The organism is Alistipes sp. DJF_B185 (assembly GCF_964250025.1).
Lineage (GTDB): Bacteria > Bacteroidota > Bacteroidia > Bacteroidales > Rikenellaceae > Alistipes > Alistipes finegoldii.
This window is the reverse complement of record NZ_CAXUDY010000021.1, coordinates 1-26,848: the sequence shown is the minus strand read 5'-3', so window position 1 is coordinate 26,848 and position 26,848 is coordinate 1. Positions and strand designations below refer to the sequence as shown.

The window sequence follows — 26,848 nt, the reverse complement described above, 5'->3', positions numbered from 1 at the left end:
GGCGTGCTTCCCGCGGAGCGCCGCTTTGCGGCGGCGCTGACGGCTGTAAACGCGGATGCGGACCTAACCGCCCGCGCCGCTCAGCCGGCGGCCGGGAGCGCATAAGCGCGCAATGTTGAAAAAGAAATGGCTGCAAAAGTCGGAAAGCTGCCGGAAAAAGTTACCTTTGCAGCGGTTTGAAAAGCGGGGGCGCAGCCGGACCCGCTTTCCGACCGCTGTAAATTATTTTATCAACCCAACAAAAAACAAGATGAAAAACATCCAAGCAAAGCAGACTCCCTGCTTCAGGCGTTGGAGCCGCAAAGGCTGGTCGGCCTTTGCGAGCCTGCACCGCCATGTAACCATCGGAGTCCTCGCCGCGACGATGTCGATCCTCTTGCTCGCGACGCAAAGTGCGTCTGCGCAGCATGCCGACACGGCCGCCGTCCTCCGTACGCTGAGGATCGACGAGGTCGGCATATCGGGCAGCCAGACTGCCCCGACGCGCAACGTACAGTCGCAAACCCCGCTTTTCGACCGGAAAGCACAGGCCGCAGCGCCCGTCCAGACTCTGGAGTCCGCCCTGCGCCTCGCACCTTCGGTCGATATCCGCGAACGCGGGGGCAAGGGCATGCAGGCCGACATCTTCATTCGGGGAGGCTCTTTCGACCAGACGATGGTCCTTCTCAACGGCATTGATTTTACGGACGCCCGCACCGGGCACCAGTCCCACTCGCTTCCGGTCGATCTCGACTGCATTTCGGCCGTCGATCTGCTGGACGGCGTGCCGGGCGTCGGGGCCTACGCCGGGGCGGTCAATATCCGCACGGCTCCCCTCAGGCCGACCTACCTGCGTTTCGAGGGTACGGGCGGCCAGTACGGGTATGCTTACGCCAACCTTTCGGGCGCCGTGACTGCGGGCCGCTTCTCGCTGCTCGCCGCAGGTTCCTACCGCCGCAGCGACGGCTACCGGCACAACACCGATTTCACCAACGGCAACGCCTTCCTGCGTGCGACCTACGAGACGCGGCGGCTCGGATTCTTCGATTTCCAAGCCGGCTGGCAGAACCGCGGCTTCGGCTCCAACGGTTTCTATGCGGCCTACAATCCCGACCAGTGGGAGGGCACCTCCACTTCGCTGGCGTCGCTGCGGTGGCTCAGGCAGGCCGGACGCTTCTCGCTGGGGGCCTCGGCGAGCTACCGCAAGAATTTCGACCGCTACGACTGGACGCGCGGCACAGTGATGAACCGCCACAATACCGACAATGCGGGCGCGCGGCTCTGGACCGACTTCGATTGGGCCGGCGGTACGACCTCGCTCGGCGGCGACTATGCCTTCAACCATATCTACAGCACCAATCTCGGTGAAAAACTCTCCGTACCGCACGGCCATTACACGCATGCCAAGGCCCGCCATACGGGCAACGTCTGGCTGCGTCACGCCAAGCAGTGGCGGCGCTTCGATGCGGCCGCTTCGGCCGGCGTCAGCCTGACGCCTTACGGCACTTCGGCGTTGTGGAACGTTTCGGGCGGCTGGCGGCCCGCTGCGGGACTGCGTCTGGCCGTCGGGGCGTCGCAGTCGATGCGCCTGCCGACCTTCACCGATCTCTATTACTCCTCGCCGGCGCAGATCAACAACCTCGACCTGATTCCGGAAAAGGCTGTGACATACCGCATTGAAGCCGATTATGTAAAGGGCCGCTGGAACGCTTCGCTGCGCACCTACTACCGTGCCGGACGCGACATCATCGACTGGGTGTGGCGCGAGGATATGGACGGCAAGTGGCACTCCGAGCAGACCAGCCGTCTCGATACCTACGGTGTCGAGCTGACGGGCGGCTATGCCGCCGCCGAAGGTTTCCTGCGGCGTGCGACGCTCTCTTACGGCTACATCACGACCGACCGCAATACGGAGATCGTCGCCCGCAGCGCCATGGACTTCATGAAGCACAAGGCTGCATTGGCCGTCGAAGTGCGTTTCCTGCGCCGCATGTCGCTGGCGCTGACCGCTTCGGTTTACGACCGCAACGGCAGTTATACGGACTATCCGACGCCGGGCGACGCTTCCGTTTCTCAGGTGCGCGACTACGAACCCTATTTCCTGCTCGACGGCCGTCTGTCGTGGGGAAAAGGCGTCTGCCGGCTCTATGTCGATGCCACGAACATCACCGATACTCGTTACTGCGATCTGGGCGGCATCCGCCTGCCCGGCGCATGGGTCACGGGCGGCGTGGTGCTGACCATCGGCCGCTGACCTCTCTCCGGCCGCGCTCCCGCCCGCCGCATAAGGCGCGGGAACCCGGTCGCTCTCCTTTTTCCGGCTGCAATCCTGCCCGTCGCCTCGTGCGGCGGGCTTTTTTGTCGCCGGGCGGCTTTCCCCGGCGGGACCCTCCTTCGGCGGTTTTCTCCGGCGGCTGCGGACGCCCGCTTTTGTACGATAATTCCCCGATGGTGTCATTTCAGCATGTGAACCTCCTTTTTTCCTTACGAATTTTTCAGTTTTGTCCGGGTTTTTCTTATCTTTGAAAAGAAGAATCAATATAACCGCACAACATATGGAAAAGCGTATCGTGGAATGCGTCCCCAACTTCAGCGAGGGACGCGACAAGGCAGTAATCGGCCGGATCGTATCGGCCATCGAAACCTCCGGGGGCGTCAAAGTGCTGGACGTCGATCCCGGCGAAGCGACCAACCGCACCGTTGTCACGTTCGTCGGCTCGCCCGAAGCCGTCGTCGAAGCGGCTTTCGCGGGGGTGAAAAAGGCCGCCGAGCTGATCGACATGCGCAAACACAAGGGGGCGCATCCGCGCATGGGCGCTACGGACGTGCTGCCGCTGATCCCGATCGCGGGCATCACGCTCGAAGAGTGCGCCGAACTGGCCCGCAAACTGGCCGAGCGTATCGCCGGGGAACTGCATGTCCCGACCTATTGTTACGAAGCCGCGGCGTTTACGCCCCGGCGACGCAATCTGGCCGTCTGCCGCGAAGGGGAATACGAGGCGCTGCCCGAAAAGCTGGCGCACGAGGAGTCGGCGCCCGATTTCGGGGCGCGTCCGTTCGACGAGGGGGTAGCCCGCACGGGCGCCACGACCGTCGGTGCGCGCGATTTCCTGATCGCCGTGAATTTCAACCTCAATACCACCTCCACGCGCCGCGCCAACGCCATCGCCTTCGACGTGCGCGAAAAGGGCCGTCCCGTCCGCGAGGGCAATCCGATCACGGGCAAGGTGGTCAGGGATGCCGACGGCAATCCTCTGATGCGGCCGGGTACGCTCCGGGCGACCAAGGCTATCGGCTGGTTTATCGAGGAGTACGGCATCGCGCAGGTTTCGATGAACATCACCGACATCGCCGTAACGCCGCTACATGTCGCTTTCGACGAGGTGTGCCGCAAGGCCGATGCCCGCGGCGTGCGTGTGACGGGCACTGAGATCGTGGGTCTCGTGCCGAAACGCGCCCTGCTGGAAGCGGGGCGGTATTTCCTCCGCAAACAACAGCGTTCGGCGGGCATCGCCGAGGAGGAGATCGTCCGCATCGCCGTCAAGTCGATGGGGCTGGACGACCTGAAACCCTTCGATCCCAAGGAAAAAGTGATCGAATACCTGCTTGAAGCGGAGGATCAGAAGAAGCGGCTTATCGACATGACCTGCAAAGGGTTCGCTGAGGAGACGGCGAGCGAATCGCCCGCTCCGGGCGGCGGTTCCATCGCGGCCTATATGGGCGCGCTGGGCGCGGCCCTCGGCACGATGGTAGCCAACCTCTCGTCGCATAAGGCGGGCTGGGACGACCGCTGGGAGGAGTTCTCCGGCTGGGCCGAGAAGGGGCAGGCGTTGCTGCGCGAGCTGCTGCATCTGGTGGACGAAGACACTGCGGCGTTCAACCGCATCATGGACGTTTTCGCCATGCCCAAATCGACCGACGAGGAGAAGGCGGCCCGCAGTGCGGCTTTGCAGGCGGCGACGCTCTACGCCACGCAGGTTCCGCTGCGGACGATGAAAACGGCGTTCGAGGTCTTCGCGATCGTGCGCGCCATGGCCGCCGAGGGCAATCCCAATTCGGTCTCCGATGCGGGCGTCGGTGCGCTTGCGGCCCGCAGCGCGGTGCTGGGGGCGTGTCTCAACGTCAAGATCAACGCCGCCGGACTGAAAGACCGGGCTGCGGCCGACGCGCTCGTCGCTGAGGCGAACTCCGTCGCCGCCGCCGCTGAACGGGCCGAGCGCGAAGTGCTGGAAATCGTAGAACGTAAAATTTGAACCATATGACACTGCAAGAGTTCCAAAACGATATTCGTGCGGGTATTCCCGACCGGCTGCCCGCCGCGAAACCTTATGACAGGCAGATCAACCACGTTCCCAAGCGCAAGGAGATTCTGACGCCTGAGGAGCAGGTGCTGGCGATCAAAAACGCTCTGCGCTACTTCCCTGCCAAACACCACGCCGTGCTGGCCAAGGAGTTTGCCGAGGAGCTGCGCAAATACGGGCGTATTTATATGTACCGCCTGCGTCCCGATTACGAGATGTACGCCCGGCCGATCGACCAATACCCCTGCAAGTGCCGTCAGGCCGCGGCGATCATGCTGATGATCCAGAACAACCTCGACAAGGCCGTGGCCCAGCATCCGCACGAGCTGATCACCTACGGCGGCAACGGCGCGGTATTCCAGAACTGGGCGCAGTACCGTCTGACGATGAAATACCTCTCGGAGATGACCGACAGCCAGACGCTGGCGATGTATTCGGGCCATCCGCTGGGGCTGTTCCCGTCGCACCCCGACGCTCCGCGCGTGGTGGTGACCAACGGCATGGTGATTCCCAACTACTCGAAACCCGACGACTGGGAGCGCATGAACGCCCTCGGCGTGTCGCAGTACGGACAGATGACCGCGGGTTCCTATATGTATATCGGGCCGCAGGGCATCGTTCACGGGACGACGATCACGGTGATGAACGCCGCCCGCAAACGCTTCACCGCCGATCGCCGCGACGCTCGCGGCATGCTCTTCGTCTCGTCGGGACTGGGCGGCATGTCGGGCGCACAGCCCAAGGCGGGGACCATTTCGGGCGTGGTGAGCGTTATCGCCGAGATCAACCCCAAGGCGGCGCAGAAGCGTCACGAACAGGGCTGGGTCGATGAACTGCACGATTCGCTCGACGAGCTGATTCCCCGCATCCGCCTGGCCTGCCGGGAGCGCGAAGCGGTTTCGATGGCCTATGTGGGCAATGTCGTGGACCTCTGGGAGCGGCTCGCCGCCGAAGAGATTCCGGTGGATCTGGGTTCCGACCAGACTTCGCTGCATAATCCGTGGGCGGGCGGTTATTATCCGGTGGACGTGAGCTACGAGGCTTCGAACAAGATGATGGCCGAGGAGCCTGCCCGTTTCCGCGAATGCGTGCAGGAGTCGCTGCGCCGTCAGGTCGATGCGATCAATAAGCTGACGGCTCGCGGCATGTACTTCTTCGATTACGGAAACGCCTTCCTGCTGGAGGCTTCGCGCGCCGGAGCTGCCGTGATGGGCGAGGGCGGCCGGTTCCGTTATCCCTCCTACGTGCAGGACATCATGGGACCGATGTTCTTCGACTACGGCTTCGGACCTTTCCGCTGGGTCTGCACATCGGGAAAAACCGAAGACCTCGAACTTACCGACCGCCTCGCGGCCGAAGTGCTGGAGGAGATCCGCCGCACGGCTCCCGCCGAAATCGCGGGCCAGCTCGACGACAACATCCACTGGATCCGCGAAGCGGGCCGCAATCGGCTCGTCGTCGGTTCGCAGGCCCGTATCCTCTATGCGGACAGCGAAGGCCGCACGAAAATCGCGCAGGCTTTCAACCGGGCCATCGCCGACGGACGCCTTACGGCTCCCGTGGTGCTGGGCCGCGACCACCACGACGTTTCGGGCACCGATTCGCCCTACCGCGAGACCTCGAACATCTACGACGGGTCGAACCTTACGGCCGACATGGCCGTGCAGAACGTCATCGGCGACTCGTTCCGCGGCGCAACGTGGGTCTCGATCCACAACGGCGGCGGCGTAGGCTGGGGCGAGGTGATAAACGGCGGCTTCGGCATGGTGATCGACGGTTCGGAAGCTTCCGACCGCCGCATCCGCGAAATGCTGCTGTGGGACGTGAACAACGGCATCGCCCGCCGCAGCTGGGCGCGCAACGAGGGGGCTGTGTCGGCGATCCGGCGCGAGATGGAGCGCACGCCCGGCCTGCAGGTGACGCTGCCCAATGCCGCCGACGAAGAAATGATACGCAATGTCTTGAAAGAAAACGAATAAACAAGGATTACCTCACATGGAACATCATCTTATCTCCGCGCAGCATCTTTCGATCGACCGCATCCGCGAAATCCTCTTCCGCCGTCTGCCGCTGGCCCTGAGCGACGATGCCCGCGCACGCATCGTCCGCTGCCGCGAATACCTCGACCGCAAGATGGAAAACCCCGAACGCCCGGTTTACGGCATCACCACCGGTTTCGGATCGTTGTGCGACATTTCGGTAGGGTACGACGAGCTGGCCCAGCTGCAGAAGAACCTCGTCATGTCGCACGCCTGCGGGACGGGCGAGCGCGTCCCCTCCGAGATCGTGAAACTGATCCTTCTGCTCAAGATACAGTCGCTCTCCTACGGCCATTCCGGCGTGCAGCTGGCGACCGTGGAGCGGCTGATCGACTTTTTCAACAACGACGTACTGCCCGTGGTCTATCAGCAGGGGTCGCTCGGAGCTTCGGGCGACTTGGCGCCGCTGGCGCATATGAGCTTGCCGCTGCTGGGACTGGGCGAAGTGGAGTGCGAAGGCCGTGTCCGGCCTGCCGCCGAGGTGCTGGCCGAGCGGGGCTGGCAGCCGATCCGGCTCGAATCCAAGGAGGGGCTGGCCCTGCTGAACGGCACCCAGTTCATGAGCGCATACGGCGTCTGGTCGCTGATCGGGGCGCGCCGCCTGAGCGAGTGGGCCGACCGCATCGGCGCGCTGTCGCTCGACGCTTTCGACGGCCGCATCGAACCCTTCTGCGACGAGGTGCATCTGATCCGCGCGCACAAGGGCCAGCTCACCACGGCCCGCAACATCCGCCGTCTGCTCGAAGGCAGCGAGCTGATCGCCCGTCCGAAGAAGCATGTGCAGGATCCCTACTCCTTCCGCTGCATCCCGCAGGTGCACGGGGCGTCGAAAGACACGATCGACTATGTGGAGGGCGTGCTGACGACCGAAATCAACAGCACCACCGACAATCCGACGGTCTTCCCCGAAGAGGATATGGTCGTCTCGGCGGGCAATTTCCACGGTCAGCCCATCGCGCTGGCGATGGATTTTCTGGCCATCGCGCTCGCGGAGCTGGGCAGCATCTCCGAACGCCGCACCTACAAACTGATCTCCGGTGCGCGCGAGTTGCCGGCCTTCCTCGTCGCCAAGCCGGGGCTGAACAGCGGCTTCATGATTCCCCAGTACACGGCGGCCTCGATCGTCAGCCAGTCGAAGGGGCTCTGCATGCCCGCGTCGGTCGATTCGATCCCCTCGTCGCAGGGGCAGGAGGACCATGTGAGCATGGGGTCCAACGCCGCGACCAAACTCTACCGCGTGGTGTGCAACACCGAACGGGTGCTGGCCATCGAGCTTTTCAACGCCGCGCAGGCGCTCGAATTCCGCCGTCCGGCGCGCTCGTCGGAGACGCTCGAACGTCTCGTCGCCGAATACCGCAAAGAGGTGCCCTTCATCGACAACGATTCGGTGATGTACCCGCATATCGAATCATCCATCCGATTCATCCGCAAATCATGAGACTTCTGGTAAAGAACATCGGCAAAATCGTCGGCATCGAGACCGCCGGACGGCTTCGGCTCTGCGGCGGGGAGATGGACCGCTTGGAGACGCTCGACGATGCGTGGCTGCTGGCCGACGACGGCCGGATCGCCGCATTCGGGCGCATGGAGACGCTCGGTGAAATGGCCGCGGACAGAACCGTCGACGCCGAAGGGGGCATGCTCTTCCCGTCGTTCTGCGACTCCCACACGCATCTGGTCTATGCCGGAAGCCGCGAACGGGAGTTTCTCGACAAGATCAACGGCCTGAGCTACGAGGAGATAGCCCGCCGCGGCGGAGGTATCCTCAATTCGGCCGACCTGCTGCACGAAACTTCGGAAGAGGAGCTTTACGCGCAGGCGATGGAGCGCGTGCGCGAGATCGCCGCGAAGGGAACGGGCTGCGTCGAGATCAAGAGCGGCTATGGTCTTACGACCGAAGACGAACTGAAGATGCTGCGCGTCATCCGCCGCATCCGCGAGACGGCTCCGCTGGCCGTGCGCGCCACGTTCCTCGGCGCCCATGCCGTACCTCGGAGCTATATCGGCCGGCAGGAGGAATACGTGGAGCTGGTCTGCAACGAAATGCTCCCGGCCGTGGCGGCCGGAAAACTGGCCGATTTCGTCGATGTCTTCTGCGACGAAGGGTTCTTTACCGTGGAACAGACGGCCCGCATCATGAAGGCCGGACGCAAGCTGGGCATGCAGCCGAAGATTCACGCCAACGAACTGGCCGTTTCGGGCGGCGTGCAGGTGGGCGTGGAGTACGGCGCCCTCTCGGTCGATCACCTCGAACGCATGGGCGAAGCGGAGATTCGGGCGCTGCGCGGCGCGGTGACCTCGCCGACGATGCTGCCCGGCGCGGCGTTCTTCCTCGGCATGAGCTATCCGCCGGCCCGCGAGATGATCCGCGCGGGGCTGGGCGTGGCGCTGGCTTCGGACTACAATCCCGGCTCGTCGCCTTCGGGCGATATGCGCATGGTCGTATCGCTGGCCTGCATCCGCATGAAAATGACCCCGGCCGAAGCGATCAACGCCGCGACGCTCAACGGCGCCTACGCCATGGGCCTGAGCCGCAGCTACGGTTCCGTTACTGTAGGTAAAGTTGCCAATTTCTTCATCACCAAACCGATACCTTCGGTCGAATTCCTGCCTTATGCCTATACGACGCCGCTCATCCGCCGGGTATTCCTGCGCGGCGAGGAGTATGTGGCGTAGTTTTTGACCCGGAGGGATTCGTATGCGATTATTGATTTTAACAATCGGTCTCCTGCTGTCGGGAGCCGTAAACGGACAGAATATGAAACCGCTGACACCGGAAGAGCGACGTGTGATCGTCGACAAGGGTACCGAAGCACCCTTTACGGGCCGATATTATGACCACCGCGAGGCGGGCGTATACCACTGCCGCCAATGCGGCGCGCCGCTGTACCGTTCCGCCGACAAGTTCGACGCGGGGTGCGGCTGGCCCAGTTTCGACGACGAGATTCCGGGCGCCGTGACGCGGACGCCCGACGCCGACGGACGGCGCACCGAGATCACCTGCGCCAAATGCGGGGCTCACTTGGGACATGTGTTTGTCGGCGAGGAATTTACACCGAAGAATACGCGCCACTGCGTCAATTCGGTTTCGCTTCTCTTCGAACCCGAAGCGAAAGCCGGCGAACAGCCGGCCGCCGGAGGGGAGCAGGCGCAGAAAAAGGAGGGGCCCGAAACCGCGATTTTCGCCGGAGGCTGTTTCTGGGGCGTGGAGTACCTGCTGTCCAAGATGCCCGGCGTGCTGAAGGTCGAATCGGGCTACACCGGCGGCAGGACCGAAAACCCCACCTACGAGCAGGTGTGCAGCCATACCACGGGGCATGCCGAAGCGGTGCGCGTGACGTTCGATCCGGCGAAGGTGTCGTATGAAAAGCTGGCGAAGTTCTTTTTCGAGATTCACGATCCGACGCAGCTCGACGGGCAGGGCCCGGATCTCGGCGACCAATACCGTTCCGAGATTTTCTATACGACGCCCGCCCAGCAGCAGACGGCCGAAAAGCTGATCGGCGAGCTGCGCCGCAGAGGGTACGACGTCGTGACCGAGGTTACCCCTGCAGGCCGGTTCTGGCCCGCCGAAGATTATCACCAACAGTATTACAAGCGCAAGGGTACGCTTCCGTACTGCCACGCCTATACCAAACGGTTTTAGCCGGCCTGCCGCTGCGTCGGCCGGCCGGGAAGAAAGCCGGCGCGTTTTACAGGCCGGAGAAGACTCTATGTCCGATCCGGTGTGAAAACCGCGGCCGGGTTGCCGGAAAATAAGGCTCTCCGCTTCACAGCGGGGAGCCTTGTCGTATATGCAGGCCGGACTGCGAACCTTCTGAGTTCCCGAAAACCGTCGTTGTTGTACGATCGCGTCGGATCGCCCGGCGAACCATACGGCTCTGCTTGCTCTCGAACCGTATGCAGGATGTCGGCCGGGAATTCTCCTGCGGAATTTATCCGCAGTGCCGTCTCGCCTGCCAGATCACACCAGCTTGTCGATTTCGCCCCGCATGATGCGGGGCAGGTTTGCGCGGATCTTTTCGACCGGCCAGTTCCACCATTGCAGCTCCAGCAGCCGTGCGGCCGCTCTGTCGTCGAAACGCGGCCGTATCGTTTTGGCCGGGACGCCGCCCACGATCGTGTAGGGCGGAACGTCCCGTGTGACGACGGCCCGCGCCGCGATCACGGCGCCGTCGCCGATCCTGACGCCCGCCATGATGACCGCTTCGTAACCGATCCATACGTCGTTGCCGATGATGATGTCGCCCTTGTTGTCCCACGCCGCGGCGACGTTCGCCCGGTCGAGTTCCCACTCCTCGAAGAAGAGCGGAAAGGTGTAATTGGCCAGCGAGCCGAGCGTGTGGTTCGCGCTGTTGAACAGGAACCGCGCGCCGCAGGCGATGGAGCAGAATTTGCCGATGACCAGCCGGTCCTTGTTGATCGGGTAGTGGTACAGGACGTTGTTCTTTTCGAACTCTGCCGGGTCGTTCACGAAATCGTTGTAGATCGTGTAGTCGCCGACCTCGATATAGGGGTTGTCGATCACCGTATTCAGATAGATCGTCCGGCGGTCGTTCGTGCGGGGATATGTTTTCGTATTCATCGTGTGTTTCGTTGCGCCGCCTTTGCCGGGCCGCCGCATTTCCTGCAAAATTGCGAAAAAATCCCCGCAAACCGGCGGTCCGGCGACGAAATATTTCCGTTGCAGGAATTTGCCGCAGTATCTTGGCAGGAAAGGAGCTGCGCGGAATGCGGCTTCCGGCGGCAATTCCTGCATCGGGGGAGTATCAACCGGGGATATATTTTCTACATTTGCAGCCGTAAATCCGTTTTATGGAACGTGCAAAAGGTATTCTCTATGCGGCGCTGTCGTCGTCCACCTTCGGATTGGCGCCGCTCTTCACGCTGCTGCTCGCCGGGGGCTATTCGCCGTTCGAGGCGCTGTCCTACCGCTGGGGCGTCGCGGCGTTGTTTCCGGGTGCACTGGCCGTGTGTTCGGGACGGAGTTTCCGGCTGGGACGCCGCGAATTGGTCACCGTCTTCCTGCTGAGCCTTTTTCGCGCCGCCACGTCGCTGAGCCTTATCATCGCCTATCAGCATATCGCCAGCGGCGTCGCATCGACCATTTATTTCATGTATCCGCTCGCCGTGGCTCTCGCCATGATGTGTTTCTTCCGCGAGAAAGGCTCTGCGTGGGTTTTCGCCGCTATCGGCATGTCCGTCGTCGGCGCGGTGCTGCTCTCGCTGGGAAATGTCGATTTCACGGTGGAAAATAGTGCGCTCGGCATGGTTTCGGCCTGCGTTTCGGTCTTTTCATACGGCGGCTATATCGTCGGGGTGCGCAAGAGCCGGGCCGTGGAGATCGACTCGGCGGTGCTGACCTGCTATGTCATGGGGCTGGGGGCGCTCTATTTTATCCTCGGCGGCCTGCTGACGGGCGGCGTCCGGATCGAAACCGACGGCATGACGTGGCTCTGCATCCTCGGTCTCGCGCTTCCCGCCACGGCCCTCTCCAACATGACGCTGGTGCAGGCGATCAAGCGTATCGGGCCGACGCTGACTTCGATTTTCGGAGCCTTGGAGCCGCTGACGGCCGTCGTCATCGGCGTCGCGGTCTTCGGCGAACCTTTTACCGCGCAGGGGGCCGCGGGGATTCTGCTGATCGTGGCCGCCGTGAGCGTCGTCGTTCTCCGCACCGGCCGCCGGTCGCAATAGGAGTTGGCGGCCGCCTGTCCGGCCGGACCGATTTCGCCGCGCAGCGTCGGCAGATTTGTGCCGGAAAAGGCAGGGAAGAGACGCCGGCATGACAGCGAAATGCCGGGCGCGCCGAAATTTGCGGCCGGGAAAAATAGAGCGGGGAGATTGACCGTTATTACAATATGATTATCAGCGCCAGCCGCCGGACCGATATTCCGGCTTTCTATGCCCCGTGGTTTTTCAACCGCCTGCGGGAAGGGTATCTCTTGGTGCCCAACCCCTTCAACCCCAAGGCCGTCAGCCGGATCAGCCTCGATCCGGCCGTGGTGGACTGCATCGTCTTCTGGACCAAGAATCCGGCGCCGATGCTTCCGCGGCTCAGGGAGCTGGAACGCTATAAATACTACTTCCAATTCACGCTCAACCCCTATGGCGCCGACGTGGAGAACCGCCTGCCGGATCTTTCCCGGCGGATCGAAACTTTCAAGCGGCTGTCGGACGCAATCGGCCGCGACCGGGTGATCTGGCGTTACGATCCGATTCTGACCAACGGGAAATACGACGTCGGGTTCCACTGCGAAGCCTTCGCCCGAATCGCCCGTGCCCTGCGCGACCATACCGCGAAGTGCATGCTCGGATTTATCGACCATTACCGTCATATTCGCGGTGCGCTGGGTGAGCTGGGCGTCGGTCCGCTGCGCCGGGACGAGATCGAAGTCATGGCGAAGTCGTTCGTCCGGGCGCTGGAACCGTACCCGATTGCGCTGGAAACCTGCACCGTGAAGGTCGATCTGCGTCATCTGGGGATTCCGTCCGGAATGTGCATCGACCGCGGGCTGGTCGAGCGGATCGCCGGTTATCCCATAGCTGCGAAAAAAGACAAAAACCAGCGGCAGGTGTGCAACTGCATCGAAAGCATCGACGTCGGCACGTACGAAACCTGCCTGAACGGCTGCGCCTACTGCTATGCGATCAAAGGCAACTACAACACGGCGGAATACAACCGCCGCAGGCACGATCCCGACTCCCCGCTGATGATCGGCCGGGTGGGCGGGGATGACGTGATCAGGGAGCGCGAAATGAAGAGCCTGCGGTGCGAACGGCGGCTGCCGTTTTAGCGCGCCGGAACCTCTTCCGCTTCGTGTCGTTTCGATATTTTGCCCCGAAGCTGTTCGTAGGTGCAGTTCAGGATTTCATAGCGGTCGATTGCCTTGGTTTCGCGGTTGGTCTGAACCAGATAGCAGCGGCGTCCCCAAGCTTCGATCGTGTAATTGCACTTCTCCGATTCGCGGACCATCGAGTGTCCGTCCATCAGGTTCCAGAAAATGTGCCTCAGTACATTGGCGTAACCTGCGAAAGACATCTGCTGTCCGCGCAGGTCTTTGAAATAGACGTCGTTGAAGTTTTCTCTTGCCCGTCCCATAATCGTTCGGTTTTAAGTTTCGGCAAAGATACGCGGGCAAATATCGCCATACCGCCTTTTAGCTATTTCCGCAATTCGAGCACCTTCCGCAGCCGATCAAGCTCTTCGGCGAGCAGCGTGCGCGGGCAGGCGATATTCAGCCGGATGAAGCCTGCGCCCGCCGCACCGTACATCGTGCCCGAATTGACGCGCAGTCTGCCCTCGGCGAGCAGACGTTCCGCCAGTTCGTCCGACGCGAGTCCCGCGGCCCGGCAGTCCGCCCACACCAGATAGGTGCCTTCCAGCGGCAGTACGGGGCAGTGCGGCAGGTGCTGCGCGAAGTACTCCCGCAGGAAAAGATAGTTGGCGTGCAGGTATTCGTTCAGCGCGTCGAGCCACTCCGCGCCCCGGTCGTAGGCGGCGATCAGCGCATCGATCGCCAAGGGACCGATTTCGCCCGTCTCGTTGATGCGTAACGCCTTTTCGATTTTTGCGCGCACCGTTTCGCCGGCCGCGATGATATTGGCGACCTGCAGTCCGGCGAGGTTGAACGCCTTGCTGGGCGAGCAGCAGGTGACCGAATTGTGCAGGAACTCTTCGCCGAGCGATGCGAACGGCGTGTAGCGGAATCCCGGCATGACCAGCTCGCAGTGAATTTCGTCGGCCACGACGAAGACGCCGTTGCGCAGACAGATTTCGCCGATCCTGCGCAGCTCCTCCGGCGACCAGACACGCCCGGCCGGATTGTGCGGATTGCACAGCAGCATCGCTTTGACCTCAGGATCGGCTGCCTTGCGCTCCAGATCGGCGAAGTCGATCGTATAGACGCCGCCGCGGTAGGTCAGGTCGTTTTCTGCCGTCCGGCATCCGCTGTTGCGGATCGAGATGAAGAAGTGGTTGTAGACGGGCGTCTGCACCAGAATCTTGTCGCCCGGTTGCGTCAGGGCCTTCAGAATGGCCGAAAGCGCCGGAATCACACCCGTCGTATGGAGTATCCACTCCGGCTCCGTGCGCCAGCCGTGACGCCGTTCGAACCACTTCACGACCGCATCGTAATAGGCCTGCGGCGCCTGCGCATAGCCGAATATGCCGTGCTCGACCCGCCGCCGCAGCGCTTCGACGACGGGCGGCGCCGTACGGAAATCCATGTCGGCCACCCACATGGGCAGTATGTCGGGATCGCTGTCCAGCTCCCATTTGACCGAGTGCGTCCCGCGGCGCGGGACTATTTCGTCGAAATCGTATTTCATCGTCGCATGTTCTTCGTTGTTATATAATACGTCGCGCCGCCCGCCGATGTTTCAGCGGGGCGGGGGATTTTTGCGGCGGGGCGCTATTCCTCCCGGTAGACCTCGCCCCGCAGGGCGTCGTCGGAGTAGACGTGCAGGCTGTGGCCCGTGTCGCTCAGGCAGGTGATGCGGTGTATGTGGTTGTCGAAACGCCCCGGCGCCCCTACGGCGAAGAATGCGCAAGGCCCCTCCACGACGGCGCTCTCCGTCAGCCGCGCCGCACCTCCGGCCGCAGGTTCGAATATTTCGAGCCGGAAGGTGCCGTCGGCAATGTGATAGCCCGCGAATTGGGGATGCGCATGGATGCTGGTCCGGTTGCCGTTTTTCCAGCTCATCACGATCGCCTCCCAGCCGGTGGCGGGGCAGCGTCCGAGGTAGGTGCGCCGGTATGCCGTGTCGGAATAGTCGTCGAACGCGGTCAGGGGATGCGTTTGCAGCCAGCCGAGGACATACGCCCGAATCTGCTGTCCGAGGGCGTCGTCTATCGTTTTTGCGGCGGTCGTCTCCAGCAGGCCGGAGAAGAAATCCCCGAAGCCCGCGGCTGCGGCGGAACATTCGGGCAGGTTGTCGGCGAGTGTCGTCTTTTTCATAATCCGTGTGAAATCCGATATGTTGCAAAAATAGCGGAAATAGGGCGGGCCGCCTACAGCAAAAATACTTATTTCCCGTCCGGCGGCGCCGAGACCGGAACCTGCGGGGCTGGGCGGTTCCGCCGCCGCGGGCTCCCTGTGGCCGTTCTATTCCCTGCGCAGGCAAAAAAGCAAACTTTTTCATGCAATAATCACTTCTGACAGACAGCGAGTTATGAATCTGTGCGATTTTCTTTTTTCGAAAAATCCCCGAAAGCATTTGCCGATTAAAAAAATTACACTATATTTGCACTCGCAATAACCGGAATGGTGCGTTAGTTCAGCTGGTTAGAATACGTGCCTGTCACGCACGGGGTCAGGGGTTCGAGTCCCCTACGCACCGCCAGCAAATCGAAAATCTCCGATCGAATCCGATCGGAGATTTTTTTTTCGGAGCAAGTTTATCGGGGCGCGGCTTCCGCTGTAAAATCAATTTCTTATCTTTGCACTACAAACTTTTCGATGATGAGCCTGCGAAAAACACTACTTTTCCTCTTCCTGATACATGTGTATTACGGCATGGCCGCAGCGGCCCTCCGGCCGTCCGGCCGGGATGTCGATTCGCTGATCGAATACGCCACCGGCGAGAGCAAAAAGGGGAATTTCGACGAAGTGGCCGTCGTCGCGGGCCGGCTGTTGGAGCTGGGGCGGGAGCGGGACGACCGCAAAGCTTCGCTCTACGGCCTGATCTACACCGGACATGCGCTGGCGCGCGAAGTCAGCGATTCGGTGAAGTACTATTACGGCCGTGCGCTCGATCTGGCGGCCGGGCTGGAGGATTACCGCGCGCTTGCTGCGATCAACAATGCGCTGGCCATCTACACCTCGGAGATGGAGATGAACTACCTCGAAGGGCTTTCGTACTTCATGAAAGCGCTCAAGTATGCCGAGCAAAGCTCCGACAAACACTCCTATCCGGTCATTCTGAACAACATAGCGATGGCCCATTACCTGCGCAACGACCCCAACGGACTGAAATACTCGCTCGAAGTCATCGACATAGGTACGGCCAACGACGATCCGCTGCTGCTCTATTCCGGCTCCTTCGTCACGGCCTACATGTATTATCTGCTGGGGGATTATGCCGCTGCGCTCGATCATATCGGCAGGGCGCTGGACGTCGGGGGAAAGTACATCGAGTACGCCGAAGCCTACAGTCTCTATGCCAACATACTGGTCCGTGTCGGGCGTGAGAGTGAGGCGGCCGCCTATTACAAACGTTCGCTCGAACATGTCGGCACGGAGAAAAGCAACACGCTGGCATACCTCAATTACGGCAGTTATCTGATCGGGAAGGGCGCCGCGGCCGAAGCCGCCGAGGTGCTGGAGAAGGGACTCGACTTCGTCAACAAGCGCAACAACGCCTTCTACCGCTATCAGCTCTACGAGAAACTCTCCGAGGCTTACGAGCTGGCCGACCGACCGCGCACGGCGCTCAAGTACTACAAGAACTACCACCACGAATTCGACAGCATATTCAACGTCGAGCGGGAGCGGGCCATAAACGAGCTTCGCGTGCAGTACGAATCCGAAAAACAGGAGAAGGAGCTGCGCGAAAAGGAACTGGACCTTCTGCGCGAGAAACAGAAGCTGAACGTTACGGTTTTCGTCGTGGTGATCTTGGCCGGACTGCTCGCCGCACTGTTCATCACCTATTGGCGCAAGAATCAGCGTTACCGTCAGATCGTAAGGCAGCAGCACGAACTGATCCGCAGGGAGCAGGTGATCGAGAAACTCTACGGACAGTCGGACGGCAGCGGAAAATACACGGTCTCGTCGCTCTCCGACGAGAAAGGGCAGGCGTTGTTCGCGGAATTCGAACGGCTGATGAAAACCGACAGGATATACCGGGAGCGGGACATAACCATCGACAAGGTCGCCGACCGGCTCGGAACCAACCGCTCCTACCTTTCGCGGGCGATCAACGAGAACGGCGGAATGTCCTTTTCGCAATACATCAACTCCCGCCGCATCGGCGAGGCCCGGCGCATACTCTCCGAAACGGACAACGACATACAGATAAAGGTGCTGGCCTACGAGCTGGGATTCGCGACGCCCGAAACCTTCTCGTCCACCTTCCGGAAGGCGATCGGCATGCTGCCGACCAAATTCAGGGAGGAGATGAGGAAGATGTACGGCAGTGCGCGCAAGGCCGATTGACGCCGCCTGCCGCAAGGATTCGACACCCCGAAACATCAATTTACGTTTCAACGGTCGAATCCGTTTGTATTTCCCGGAACCGTCGTCTAATTTTGTAGACATGTTCCGGGAACATCCATTTTAAAACCTTTTCATTATGACGATTCAACTCCTTCTAAAAAGATTTTTTCTGTTGGCGGCCCTGTTTTCACTGGCTTTGACTCCGGGATGCGGAGGCGACGATCCGGCTGAAGATCCCGGTTCGGGATCGGTTCCGGAGCCCGAACCCGATCCTAAGCCCGATGAGCCGGAAGAGTACGCCGTGAAGTTCGCCCCGTCGTTCGTCGCTCCGGCTTCCGGTTCGCAGATCGGGATTTTCGGATATGAGACGGGCGACACGCCGTGGAGCGTCGATGCGGTGCCGAATTTCATGTGCAACCAGCTGCTCGAAAACGTGGACGGGGAGTGGACGTACGATCCCGTGAAGTACTGGCCGGAGAGCAGCACCGGCAAGTTGTCGTTCTTCGCCTGCTCGCCCTATGCAGCGGCCGGCAGCGGACTTTCGCTGAGCGATTCCTCCCGTCCGGGAGCTCCCGTGCTGGAGTACGAGATGCCCTCGGCCACGGAGTGTCACAATGACATATGTATCGCCGCCCCGCAGCTGAACCTGACGCGCAGCGAAGAACCCGTCGCACTGGAGCTTCGCTCCGTGATGTCCAAAATCGGATTCAGGATCAAAGGGCAGGGCGAGAAGATCTCCGGAATCGCCGTGCGGGGTATTCAGTGGCAGGGGAGTATTGCGCTGGACGCCGAAAACCAAGGCTCCATGACATGGTCCACCACTTCCGATTTTTCGACCACCGAATACGAGCTGAAACTCAAATGCGACGCAGGGCAGGAGTACGCAACCGCCTCCGAGACCATGACCGATGTCACGGCCGAAGGAGGACATCTCTATCTGATTCCCCAGAATATCACCTACAACGCCCGCATCGTGGTTACGGTCGACGGCACCAAGCTGGGATTCCCCTTCGAAGACCTGTTCCAGCTCTTGCCGGGGCAGGAGTATACCATAGACCTCGTCATTCCGGGCAGCAAGCCGCTCGACTATACCGACAACGCCATGCCGGCGTTCCTGCTGGCGCCCGTGGATGCGGCCGAAGCCGCCAATGTGAGCTGGGCCGATGCGAAGAGCGCCTGCGAGGCTTCCGGCTACCGTCTACCCACCTATAACGAAGGGCTGATGATACTTTTCTACATGAACGGCATGGAGAAAAACAACCTGCGCTTCGCCTCCTACTGGACTTCGACGACCTCGCTGGAAGATCCGACGGGCCAGAGCGCAATGGGTTACAACATCATGCCGTGGATGGGACTCTACATGCCGAAGGTCGGCATTACGGCCGCGAGGTGCGTGAAAGACGCGCCCGGCGGAGGGAAGAAGTATCCCTACGTCGATACGAGCCGTCCGGAAGGCCCCGTCATCGTCTCCCGCGATGCCGACGGCGGCGTGATTCCTTCGGCCTACAACTCCGCTTTCGGAGCGGAGCTTCAGGTGTTCCACGACAACTGGACGACCACGCCCGATCACGACTGGGGCACCGATGCCGACCGCATACCCCGTAAGCTGCAGGTGGCCAACGCCGACGCTGCAACAGGCAAGGTCGTATGGAGCGGCTTCGTATGTCCGCAGGGCTGGCGGAGGCCGACCATGATGGAGATGACGCTCATATACACCATGGGCGGTGCGGTCGAAAGCTCCTACGGAGCCGACAATGTGCCCGTTGCCGAAACCCCGCTGTACGGCGTGAGCGGATTCACTCCGCTGAATGCCGATTATTATTGGGTGGCCAGCATGGCCTCCAGCCGCGGCGGCAGGAACCCGGCTACGTGGTCCTTCGCCGGAACTCCCCGCAACGGCGGCGGAACGACCGCCGGCCCCGACGCCAACTATATAAGGTGCGTGCGGGACGTCGAATAGCCCCGTCCTGTTTTACGTACGATGCAACGGTCTGCTCCGTTGCCGGCATCCCGAAAGATGCCGGCGGTGGGGCAGACCTTCGTTTGGAGCCGCGCCGAATCGGATTTTTCGTCCGGAAGCGTGTAAAAGTGTTGAAAATATATTTGCAGTTTCGGTTTTTTGTATTATCTTTGCACTCGCAATAACCGGAATGGTGCGTTAGTTCAGCTGGTTAGAATACGTGCCTGTCACGCACGGGGTCAGGGGTTCGAGTCCCCTACGCACCGCCAGCCGACCGGAGTCGGCAAATGAAAAACCTGCAACTCCAAGTTGCAGGTTTTTTCGTATGCAGGGGTGCCGGGCGGAAGACAGGGCGGATTTTTGCGGGCAGCTCCCGTATGCGGGGATGTTGCCGATTTTTCCGTTGTCCCGCCGGCGGGGCGTATGAAATCGCCTGTCTGCAAGTATGTTGGGACGTGCCGGCCGCCGGGGAGCCGGATTTTTCCGCTAAAAGGGGCGATGCGGCGACAACGGATGCCCGGCACCTGTTTTGCCCGTGCCGCCAAGAGGGCCGGACAGCCGCGGGGGCTGACGCCGAATCCCGTTCCCGACGCTTAAGGTTTCCGGAAGAAGGAGAACTGCACGCTCCCGTAGCTCCTTTGCTGCCAGAATTCCGGATATGCGGAGAAATCCATCTTCTTCGAATGTTCGAAAATCAGCACGCCTTCGGGACGCAGCAGGTCGTTTTCGAGCACCAGCCTTACGACCTGCTCGCTGCCCGCCAGATCGTAGGGGGCGTCCGAGAAAATCACGTCGAACTGTTTCGGACAGCTTTTGAGGTAGAGAAAGACGTTGGCTTTGACCGCATAGAGGTTCCCGATGCCCAGCTGCGCCGCCGTCTGGCGGATGAAGTTGTAGTGTACCGGATTGATTTCCACCGAGGTTACGCTCCGCGCTCCGCGCGATGCGAACTCATAGCTGATCGAGCCGGTTCCCGCGAAGAGGTCCAGCACGTCGCACTCCTCGAAATCCAGCAGATTGCCGAGGACGTTGAAGAGGTTCTCCTTGGCGAAATCGGTCGTCGGCCGCGCCCGCAGGTTGCGGGGCGGGTTGATGGCCCGGCCCTTGTATTTTCCGCTTACTATTCGCATATGATCTGTCTGAAATATCCGCCGAGCTTCCGTTTCAACGCCCGGCCGTCGCTGCTTCCGATGCGAAGCGTGTAATCCCTGAGCCGGAATTCGCTTCCGAGCCGTTCGAGCATGTATAGCAGGTCGGCCTCGTCGGGGGCGGGTACGACCTCCGCAAAACGCAGTTTGCCGTCGTATACCTTTATATATAACAGTCCCGCGGCGTAATACATCCACACGGTCGGAACGCTTGCCTGCGGTACGCAGAGCAGCGGGGTGGTGTAGCGCGCACGGTCGCCGAGGCGTTCATGCACCGCAGCCAGCGCATCTTCCGCCGCGGCCATGACGGCGACGGCATTCTGTTGCGGCGCGCTCCATACGGCGCGCTCTCCGGGCAGTGCGGCCATGCCGGCGGCGGCCAGCAGTTCCCCGGCGTGCTCTTCGTCGAAAAGCTCCTCCGGCACGAGCATCGTCCGGGGTGTCAGCAGTTCGACCTCCACGGGACCGTCGCCCGGAAACTCCCCGGACAGCGCAGGCGCCGAAAAAGAGTGTCCATCCAACGTTAGCTGAATGGACACCTTGTTTATGGATTGCGGAGTGTTACTCCCAGTTGCCTGCTTCATTGTTGGCTGCCTCCATTGAACCGAACTTGACACCGGCGTAGCGGTTGAAGTTGTTCTCCTCGTCGTCGATCAGGTTGATGATCTCCTGACGGTAAGCCACCGTGTCGAGGAACATTTTGTACGGCGCGCGGCACTCCACGATGGGCACCGTCACGTTCGATGCGACGGCAGAGCCGGCCTCCATGATGAACTGAGCCTGCTTGTCGGTGGTGGGGATATACCGCAGGTCCTCTACATCCTGACGCGAAAGGCGTTTGGGCGAGAAGATGGTGTCGATAACGGCGACCGTGAATTTCTCGACGTTCTTTTTGTTCATCTTCTTCAGCATGGCCATGGCCACCGAGTCGTCCTCGTCGACAATCTTACGCTCAAGCTCCAGAGAGTCGTTCAGGATAAACGATGCGAGTGTATCGAAGCTGCCCGTAAAGCGCTGGTACTTCGACTTGAACGCGCGCTGTGCAGTACGGATGTCCTTGATGCGGTCGATGACTTGGGCTTTCTTGGCCTTCATCTCCTGCTCGAAACGGATCGGGGTAGAAATCTGGTCGTAGATAACGTAGACCAGCGCCACGATAACTACAGCAAGAATGATTTGAGCGATTTTTTTCATTTTTTAAGCTAATCTAATATTTGTTTGTAATTTTGCACAAAATAAAACCGACGCATGTTTAGCACACGTATTGCGACCCAAATTTACGCTAAAATTTGTTTTGAAACAACTTCTGGGCAAAAAAAAATTATAGAAAAGTTGTCCGAATATCTCGCAGACGACGATTTTTCCCGGATTTTTGTGCTGAACGGGTATGCGGGTACGGGCAAAACGACTCTGATCGCGGCGCTGGTCGGTGCGCTTAAGGATTTGAATATCAAACCCGTTCTGCTGGCTCCGACGGGCCGGGCCGCCAAGGTGCTGGCCCAATACGCTCAGGAAAAGGCACTTACCATCCACAAGCGGATTTACCGTCAGCGGACCAACGCCGATTATGAATCGAAATATTCGCTCAACATCAACACCGAAAAGGGGGCCGTTTTCATCGTGGACGAGGCTTCGATGCTGTCGGACGGTTCGGGCGACGGGGCGCTGTTCGGTTCCGGATCACTGCTGGAGGACCTCGTGCAGTATGTCCGCAGCGGCCGCGCGTGCCGTCTGATTCTGGTCGGCGACAGCGCCCAGCTGCCGCCCGTGGGGGCCGATTGCAGCCCGGCGCTCGACCCGTCGGTGCTGGCCCGCTTCGGCGACGTGGAGTACGGTACGATGGACGAGGTCGTGCGTCAGGAGGCCGAGTCGGGCATTCTGTTCAACGCCACGCTGGTGCGCTGCATGCTCGAAAACGGCATCTACGAGATTCCGCACTTCGAAACGGACTATCCCGACATCGAGGCGGTCGAAGGCGGGGAGTTTCTCGACAAGCTGCAGGATTGCTACGCCAAGTACGGCCGCGACGAAACCATCGTCATCACCCGCTCGAACAAGCGCGCCAACCGTTATAACGAAGGTATCCGCCGCAACGTGACGTTCGCCGAGGAGGAGATCGAAAGCAACGACATGCTGATGGTGGTGAAGAACAACTACTATTTTACGGAGCGGAACAAGGATTGCCCCATGCACTTCATCGCCAACGGCGACATCGCGCGGCTCAAGCGGCTGCGGCGCTACGAGGATTTCTACGGCTTCCGCTTTGCGGACGTCGTGCTCGAATTCCCCGATTACGAGGATGCCGAGCTGGAGTGCAAGATCCTGCTCGACACCATCGCTTCGGAATCCCCGTCGCTCACGCGCGAGGAATCGACACGCCTTTTCTACGAGGTCGAGAAGGATTATCTCGACGTCAAAAGCAAGCTCAAACGCTTCAAGGAGATACGTGAAAATCCGCACTTCAACGCCCTTCAGGTGAAGTTTTCCTACGCCGTGACCTGCCACAAGGCGCAGGGCGGACAGTGGCGGGCGGTCTTCGTCGACCGCTGCCTGTTCGGCGACGAGCCGATGACACGCGACATGCTGCGCTGGCTCTATACGGCCCTGACGCGTGCCACGGATAAATTGTATCTTGTAAATTTCGATGAAAAATTCTATGAATAGCGAACTCCATCCGCTCGAACCGTTTCTTCCCGCCAACGCCCGCATCCTGATGCTGGGCAGTTTCCCGCCCAAGCGCATCCGCTGGTCGATGGACTTCTTCTATCCCAACCTGCAGAACGACATGTGGCGCATCGTGGGCTACCTCGCCGCGGGGGACAAGTCGCACTTCCTGATGCCCGGCGGGCGGAAGTTCGACAAGGAGCGCATCGAGGCGTTCTGCCGCGAGCGGGGGATTGCGCTGTACGATACGGCGGTCGAAGTCATCCGACTGAAAGACAATGCGTCGGACAATTTTCTTCAAGTGGTGCGCGAGGTCGATCTGGCGGCTTTGCTGGCGCGTATTCCCCACTGCCGCACCCTCGTTACGACGGGGCAGAAGGCGACCGATACGCTGCGCGCCATTACGGGCTGCGGCGAACCTGCGGTGGGCGAAAGCGTAGCCTTCGAATATGCCGGGCGCAGCATGCGGCTCTGGCGCATGCCGTCGTCGTCGAGGGCCTATCCGCGCCCGGTCGAGTGGAAGGCAGGATTTTACCGCAAAGTATTCGAAGATAATGAAATTCTGTAATATACGGTGCGCCTTCGTAGCAGATAACCCGAAAATAATTTCCCGTTTAGGCTTGGCGGGACCGTTAAATTCCGTTATCTTTGTGTGAAAATAACATGCAATTTTTTATTGTGAACGCAGAGAAGAAAATAGAAAAAAAATATGTCGAGACCCCCCTGATGAAGCAATATTACTCCATCAAGGCGGTGCATCCCGACGCTATCCTGCTTTTCCGGGTCGGCGACTTTTACGAGACTTTCGGCGAGGACGCGATCAAGGCCAGCGGCATTCTGGGCATCACGCTCACACGACGCGCCAACGGCTCGGCCACCTATGTCGAGCTGGCCGGATTTCCCTACCACACCATCGACACCTACCTGCCCAAACTGGTGCGGGCGGGCGAACGTGTCGCCATCTGCGAACAGCTGGAGGATCCCAAGCAGGTCAGGGGACTGGTCAAGCGCGGCGTTATCGAGCTGGTGACGCCGGGCGTGGTGCTGGGCGACAATATTCTGGCCAACAAGGAGAACGCCTTTCTGGCGTCGGTCTATTTCGGCCGTCAGACCACGGGCGTGGCGTTCCTCGACATCTCGACGGGCGAGTTCTACGTGGCCGAAGGTTCGGAGAGTTACATCGACAAACTCATCTCCAACCTCGCGCCCAAGGAGGTCATCTACCAGCGCGGCTACGAAGACCGTTTTTCCGACGCTTTCGGGTCAAAACTCTATACTTACCGCCTCGACGAATGGGTTTTCTCCGAGGAGGTGAACCGCGAAAAGCTCTGCAAGCAGTTCGGCACCCGCTCGCTCAAGGGATTCGGCGTCGATCACTTCACCAGCGGTCTCTCGGCCGCCGGGGCGATTCTCTACTACCTCGAATTCACCGAGCACCGTGACATCGCGCACATCACCTCCATATCGCGTATCGATCAGGAGGATTACGTCTGGGTCGATAAGTTCACGATCCGCAACCTCGAACTCTTCTCGTCGAACGGCGCCCGCGAGAAGTGCAGTTTCGCCGACGTCATCGACCGTACGCTGACGCCGATGGGCGGCCGTCTGCTGAAACGGTGGATCGCCATGCCGATCAAGGACCCCGTGAAGATCGGGGAGCGGCTGGACGTGGTCGAGAAATTCGTCCGGGACGCCGATCTGGCCGACGTCGTGCGCGAGCAGGTGGCGCTGGTGGGGGATATGGAGCGTATCGCTTCGCGCATCGCCGCGGCGCGCGTCACGCCCCGCGAGCTGGTGCAGCTGAAAAACTCGCTTTTCGCCGTCGAGCTGCTCAAGGCCGCGCTCGAATCGACCGACGACGCGCAGCTGCACGCACTGGCCGGACAGATCGACCTGCTGGAAGGGGTGCGCGACCGCATCGCCCGCGAGATCTATCCCGATCCGCTCAACAACCAGATTCAGAAGGGCGGCGTGATCGCCGACGGCGTGGACCCCGAACTGGACGATCTGCGCCGCATCGCCCTCCACGGCAAGGACTATCTGGCCCGCATCCAGCAGCGCGAGAGCGAAGCGACGGGCATTCCTTCGCTGAAAATCAGCTACAACAACGTCTTCGGCTACTATATCGAGGTGCGCAACGCCCATAAGGAGAAGGTGCCGGAGACGTGGATCCGCAAGCAGACGCTGGCCAATGCCGAACGCTATATCACCGAGGAGCTGAAGGAGTACGAAGAGAAGATCCTCGGCGCCGAGGAGAAGATGCTCGTCATCGAACAGCGCATCTATGCCGACATCATCGACCACATAAGCCGCTCGCTGTCGCATCTCCTGCGCGATGCGGCCGTCGTAGCCCGTATCGACTGCCTGCAGTCTTTCGCCCGTCTGGCCTGCGAACGCCGTTACGTGCGTCCCGTGCTGGACGACGGCAAGCTCATCGACATTCGTCAGGGACGCCATCCGGTGATCGAGACCCTGCTGCCCGTGGGCGAGGAGTATGTTCCCAACGACGTGATGCTCGACGACAAGGAGCAGCAGATCATGATGATCACGGGTCCCAACATGTCGGGTAAGTCGGCCCTGCTGCGGCAGACGGCGCTGATTATCCTCATGGCGCAGATGGGGTCGTTCGTACCCGCCAAGTCGGCCCATATCGGCGTCGTGGACAAGATCTTCACCCGCGTCGGAGCCTCGGACAACATTTCGCAGGGCGAATCGACCTTCATGGTCGAGATGCTCGAATCGGCCAGCATCCTCAATAACATTTCGGACCGCAGTATCGTCCTGCTGGACGAGATCGGCCGCGGCACGAGCACCTACGACGGCATTTCGATCGCATGGGCCATGGTCGAGTACCTGCACAACCATCCGTCGGCGCATGCCAAGACGCTTTTCGCCACGCACTATCACGAACTGAACGAGATGGAGCAGATGTGTCCGCGCGTAAAGAACTTCCACGTGAGCGTCAAGGAGATGGGCAACCAGATCGTCTTCCTGCGCAAGCTCGAAAGGGGCGGCACGGAACACTCGTTCGGTATCCACGTCGCCCGCATGGCCGGCATGCCGGTGTCGGTGGTGTCGCGCGCCGACGAAATCCTGCGCAACCTCGAACTGGTCTACGGCAACAACGAAATCGTGCCCAGCCGGAGCATCAAGAACCGGGGCAAGAAACCTTCGCCTTCGGTCAAGGAAGCTGCCGAAAACGGAGCGCCGCAGAACATGCAGCTGTCGATGTTCCAGCTCGACGACCCCGTATTGGTGCAGATCCGCGACCAGATCAAGGGACTCGACATCAACTCCCTGACCCCGATCGAAGCGCTCAACAAGCTCAACGAAATCAAGAAGATAACCGGCATATAGGCTGGCGCCGTTTATTCCGGTTCGACCGGTTTCGCGATATGGGCCGCACGGTCCCTGAAATCGTGCTGCGCCGCTCCGTGTGAGATTTTCCCTTCCGTGCGAAATCTCTCTTTTTGCGGCCGTGCCGGCGCAGCGTCAAATATAAATCCCGAATCTCGTAACGAATTTCCGGGGATAAAAAACAGAGGTATAAAAAAGTGTAAAGCAAAAGATAATCAAATAATTATACACTTTTCTTCAG

General features: G+C 60.6%; 20 protein-coding genes and 2 tRNA genes. 15 read left to right on the top strand and 7 right to left on the bottom strand.

The genetic code is table 11. From position 1 onward, the window contains the following. Nucleotides 1–250: 250 nt before the first annotated feature. The 6 genes from ACESTR_RS15040 to ACESTR_RS15015 all read left to right on the top strand — a co-directional run bounded on the left by ACESTR_RS15040 (nucleotide 251) and on the right by ACESTR_RS15015 (nucleotide 9,965). Entirely contained in the window at nucleotides 251–2,233 is a 1,983-nt protein-coding gene (locus tag ACESTR_RS15040) for a TonB-dependent receptor plug domain-containing protein (RefSeq protein ID WP_373179396.1), read from the top strand. 301 nt (nucleotides 2,234–2,534) lie between these two features. After that, nucleotides 2,535–4,232 (top strand): glutamate formimidoyltransferase, encoded by a 1,698-nt coding sequence (gene ftcD / locus ACESTR_RS15035; protein WP_195559644.1) that lies wholly within the window; start codon nucleotides 2,535–2,537, stop codon nucleotides 4,230–4,232. A gap of 5 nt (nucleotides 4,233–4,237) precedes the next feature. Next, the gene (locus ACESTR_RS15030; RefSeq protein ID WP_373179395.1) at nucleotides 4,238–6,259 is read left to right on the top strand and encodes a urocanate hydratase; all 2,022 of its coding nucleotides are present in this window, start codon (nucleotides 4,238–4,240) and stop codon (nucleotides 6,257–6,259) included. Between the two features lie 16 nt (nucleotides 6,260–6,275). Then, complete coding sequence (gene hutH, locus ACESTR_RS15025; protein ID WP_014776401.1) at nucleotides 6,276–7,757, top strand: histidine ammonia-lyase; 1,482 nt, start codon at nucleotides 6,276–6,278, stop codon at nucleotides 7,755–7,757. Beyond that, nucleotides 7,754–8,995, top strand: a complete 1,242-nt coding sequence (hutI, locus tag ACESTR_RS15020; RefSeq protein ID WP_227042924.1) for an imidazolonepropionase — start codon at nucleotides 7,754–7,756, stop codon at nucleotides 8,993–8,995. Before hutH ends, hutI begins: the two co-directional genes overlap by 4 nt. A gap of 82 nt (nucleotides 8,996–9,077) precedes the next feature. After that, entirely contained in the window at nucleotides 9,078–9,965 is an 888-nt protein-coding gene (locus ACESTR_RS15015) for a bifunctional methionine sulfoxide reductase B/A protein (RefSeq protein ID WP_042493801.1), read from the top strand. A 318-nt stretch (nucleotides 9,966–10,283) separates the two neighbouring features. Here the strand turns inward: ACESTR_RS15015 and ACESTR_RS15010 are convergent, their stop codons facing one another. Next, complete coding sequence (locus ACESTR_RS15010) at nucleotides 10,284–10,904, bottom strand: CatB-related O-acetyltransferase (protein WP_130063841.1); 621 nt, start codon at nucleotides 10,902–10,904, stop codon at nucleotides 10,284–10,286. Nucleotides 10,905–11,134: 230 nt separating this feature from the next. Between ACESTR_RS15010 and ACESTR_RS15005 the strand changes: the two genes are divergently transcribed. Then, nucleotides 11,135–12,016 (top strand): DMT family transporter, encoded by an 882-nt coding sequence (locus ACESTR_RS15005; RefSeq protein WP_278975169.1) that lies wholly within the window; start codon nucleotides 11,135–11,137, stop codon nucleotides 12,014–12,016. Between the two features lie 164 nt (nucleotides 12,017–12,180). Continuing rightward, nucleotides 12,181–13,116: a DUF1848 domain-containing protein gene (locus ACESTR_RS15000; protein WP_278975171.1), complete on the top strand. Its 936-nt coding sequence runs from the start codon at nucleotides 12,181–12,183 to the stop codon at nucleotides 13,114–13,116. Here the strand turns inward: ACESTR_RS15000 and ACESTR_RS14995 are convergent. From ACESTR_RS14995 to ACESTR_RS14985, 3 genes are all read right to left on the bottom strand, one after another. Continuing rightward, complete coding sequence (locus tag ACESTR_RS14995; protein ID WP_014776406.1) at nucleotides 13,113–13,421, bottom strand: hypothetical protein; 309 nt, start codon at nucleotides 13,419–13,421, stop codon at nucleotides 13,113–13,115. The two genes, ACESTR_RS15000 and ACESTR_RS14995, sit on opposite strands and share 4 nt — an antisense overlap. Nucleotides 13,422–13,483: 62 nt before the next feature. Beyond that, nucleotides 13,484–14,650, bottom strand: a complete 1,167-nt coding sequence (locus ACESTR_RS14990; protein WP_270392160.1) for a MalY/PatB family protein — start codon at nucleotides 14,648–14,650, stop codon at nucleotides 13,484–13,486. Nucleotides 14,651–14,733: 83 nt separating this feature from the next. Continuing rightward, complete coding sequence (locus ACESTR_RS14985; protein WP_014776408.1) at nucleotides 14,734–15,279, bottom strand: cysteine dioxygenase; 546 nt, start codon at nucleotides 15,277–15,279, stop codon at nucleotides 14,734–14,736. A gap of 308 nt (nucleotides 15,280–15,587) precedes the next feature. On the opposite strand from ACESTR_RS14985, the gene ACESTR_RS14980 reads away from it, so the two are divergent. The 4 genes from ACESTR_RS14980 to ACESTR_RS14965 all read left to right on the top strand — a co-directional run bounded on the left by ACESTR_RS14980 (nucleotide 15,588) and on the right by ACESTR_RS14965 (nucleotide 19,707). After that, nucleotides 15,588–15,664 (top strand) — tRNA-Asp (locus ACESTR_RS14980). 119 nt (nucleotides 15,665–15,783) lie between these two features. Continuing rightward, a complete protein-coding gene (locus tag ACESTR_RS14975) occupies nucleotides 15,784–17,478 on the top strand; it encodes a helix-turn-helix domain-containing protein (RefSeq protein ID WP_279183721.1) in 1,695 nt (564 codons plus the stop codon). A gap of 136 nt (nucleotides 17,479–17,614) precedes the next feature. Continuing rightward, nucleotides 17,615–19,438 (top strand): fimbrillin family protein, encoded by a 1,824-nt coding sequence (locus ACESTR_RS14970; protein ID WP_270389056.1) that lies wholly within the window; start codon nucleotides 17,615–17,617, stop codon nucleotides 19,436–19,438. Between the two features lie 192 nt (nucleotides 19,439–19,630). Then, nucleotides 19,631–19,707, top strand: a tRNA-Asp gene (locus ACESTR_RS14965). A gap of 324 nt (nucleotides 19,708–20,031) precedes the next feature. Here the strand turns inward: ACESTR_RS14965 and ACESTR_RS14960 are convergent. Genes ACESTR_RS14960 through ACESTR_RS14950 form a run of 3 tightly spaced genes read right to left on the bottom strand, consistent with a single transcriptional unit; the run spans nucleotide 20,032 to nucleotide 21,780 of the window. Then, nucleotides 20,032–20,568 (bottom strand): RsmD family RNA methyltransferase, encoded by a 537-nt coding sequence (locus ACESTR_RS14960; RefSeq protein ID WP_244076617.1) that lies wholly within the window; start codon nucleotides 20,566–20,568, stop codon nucleotides 20,032–20,034. Continuing rightward, a complete protein-coding gene (locus tag ACESTR_RS14955; RefSeq protein WP_244076618.1) occupies nucleotides 20,559–21,125 on the bottom strand; it encodes a hypothetical protein in 567 nt (188 codons plus the stop codon). Before ACESTR_RS14955 ends, ACESTR_RS14960 begins: the two co-directional genes overlap by 10 nt. A gap of 22 nt (nucleotides 21,126–21,147) precedes the next feature. Then, a complete protein-coding gene (locus tag ACESTR_RS14950; protein ID WP_014776411.1) occupies nucleotides 21,148–21,780 on the bottom strand; it encodes a hypothetical protein in 633 nt (210 codons plus the stop codon). Nucleotides 21,781–21,834: 54 nt separating this feature from the next. Here ACESTR_RS14950 and ACESTR_RS14945 point away from each other — a divergent pair, with 54 nt between their 5' ends. The 3 genes from ACESTR_RS14945 to mutS all read left to right on the top strand — a co-directional run bounded on the left by ACESTR_RS14945 (nucleotide 21,835) and on the right by mutS (nucleotide 26,607). Next, nucleotides 21,835–23,250, top strand: coding sequence for an ATP-dependent RecD-like DNA helicase (locus ACESTR_RS14945; RefSeq protein ID WP_302281917.1), 1,416 nt, complete (start codon nucleotides 21,835–21,837; stop codon nucleotides 23,248–23,250). Next, nucleotides 23,243–23,818: a uracil-DNA glycosylase family protein gene (locus ACESTR_RS14940; RefSeq protein WP_009598292.1), complete on the top strand. Its 576-nt coding sequence runs from the start codon at nucleotides 23,243–23,245 to the stop codon at nucleotides 23,816–23,818. The genes ACESTR_RS14945 and ACESTR_RS14940 overlap by 8 nt, the downstream gene beginning before the upstream one ends. Nucleotides 23,819–23,913: 95 nt before the next feature. Next, entirely contained in the window at nucleotides 23,914–26,607 is a 2,694-nt protein-coding gene (mutS, locus tag ACESTR_RS14935; protein WP_373179394.1) for a DNA mismatch repair protein MutS, read from the top strand. Nucleotides 26,608–26,848 lie beyond the last annotated feature (241 nt).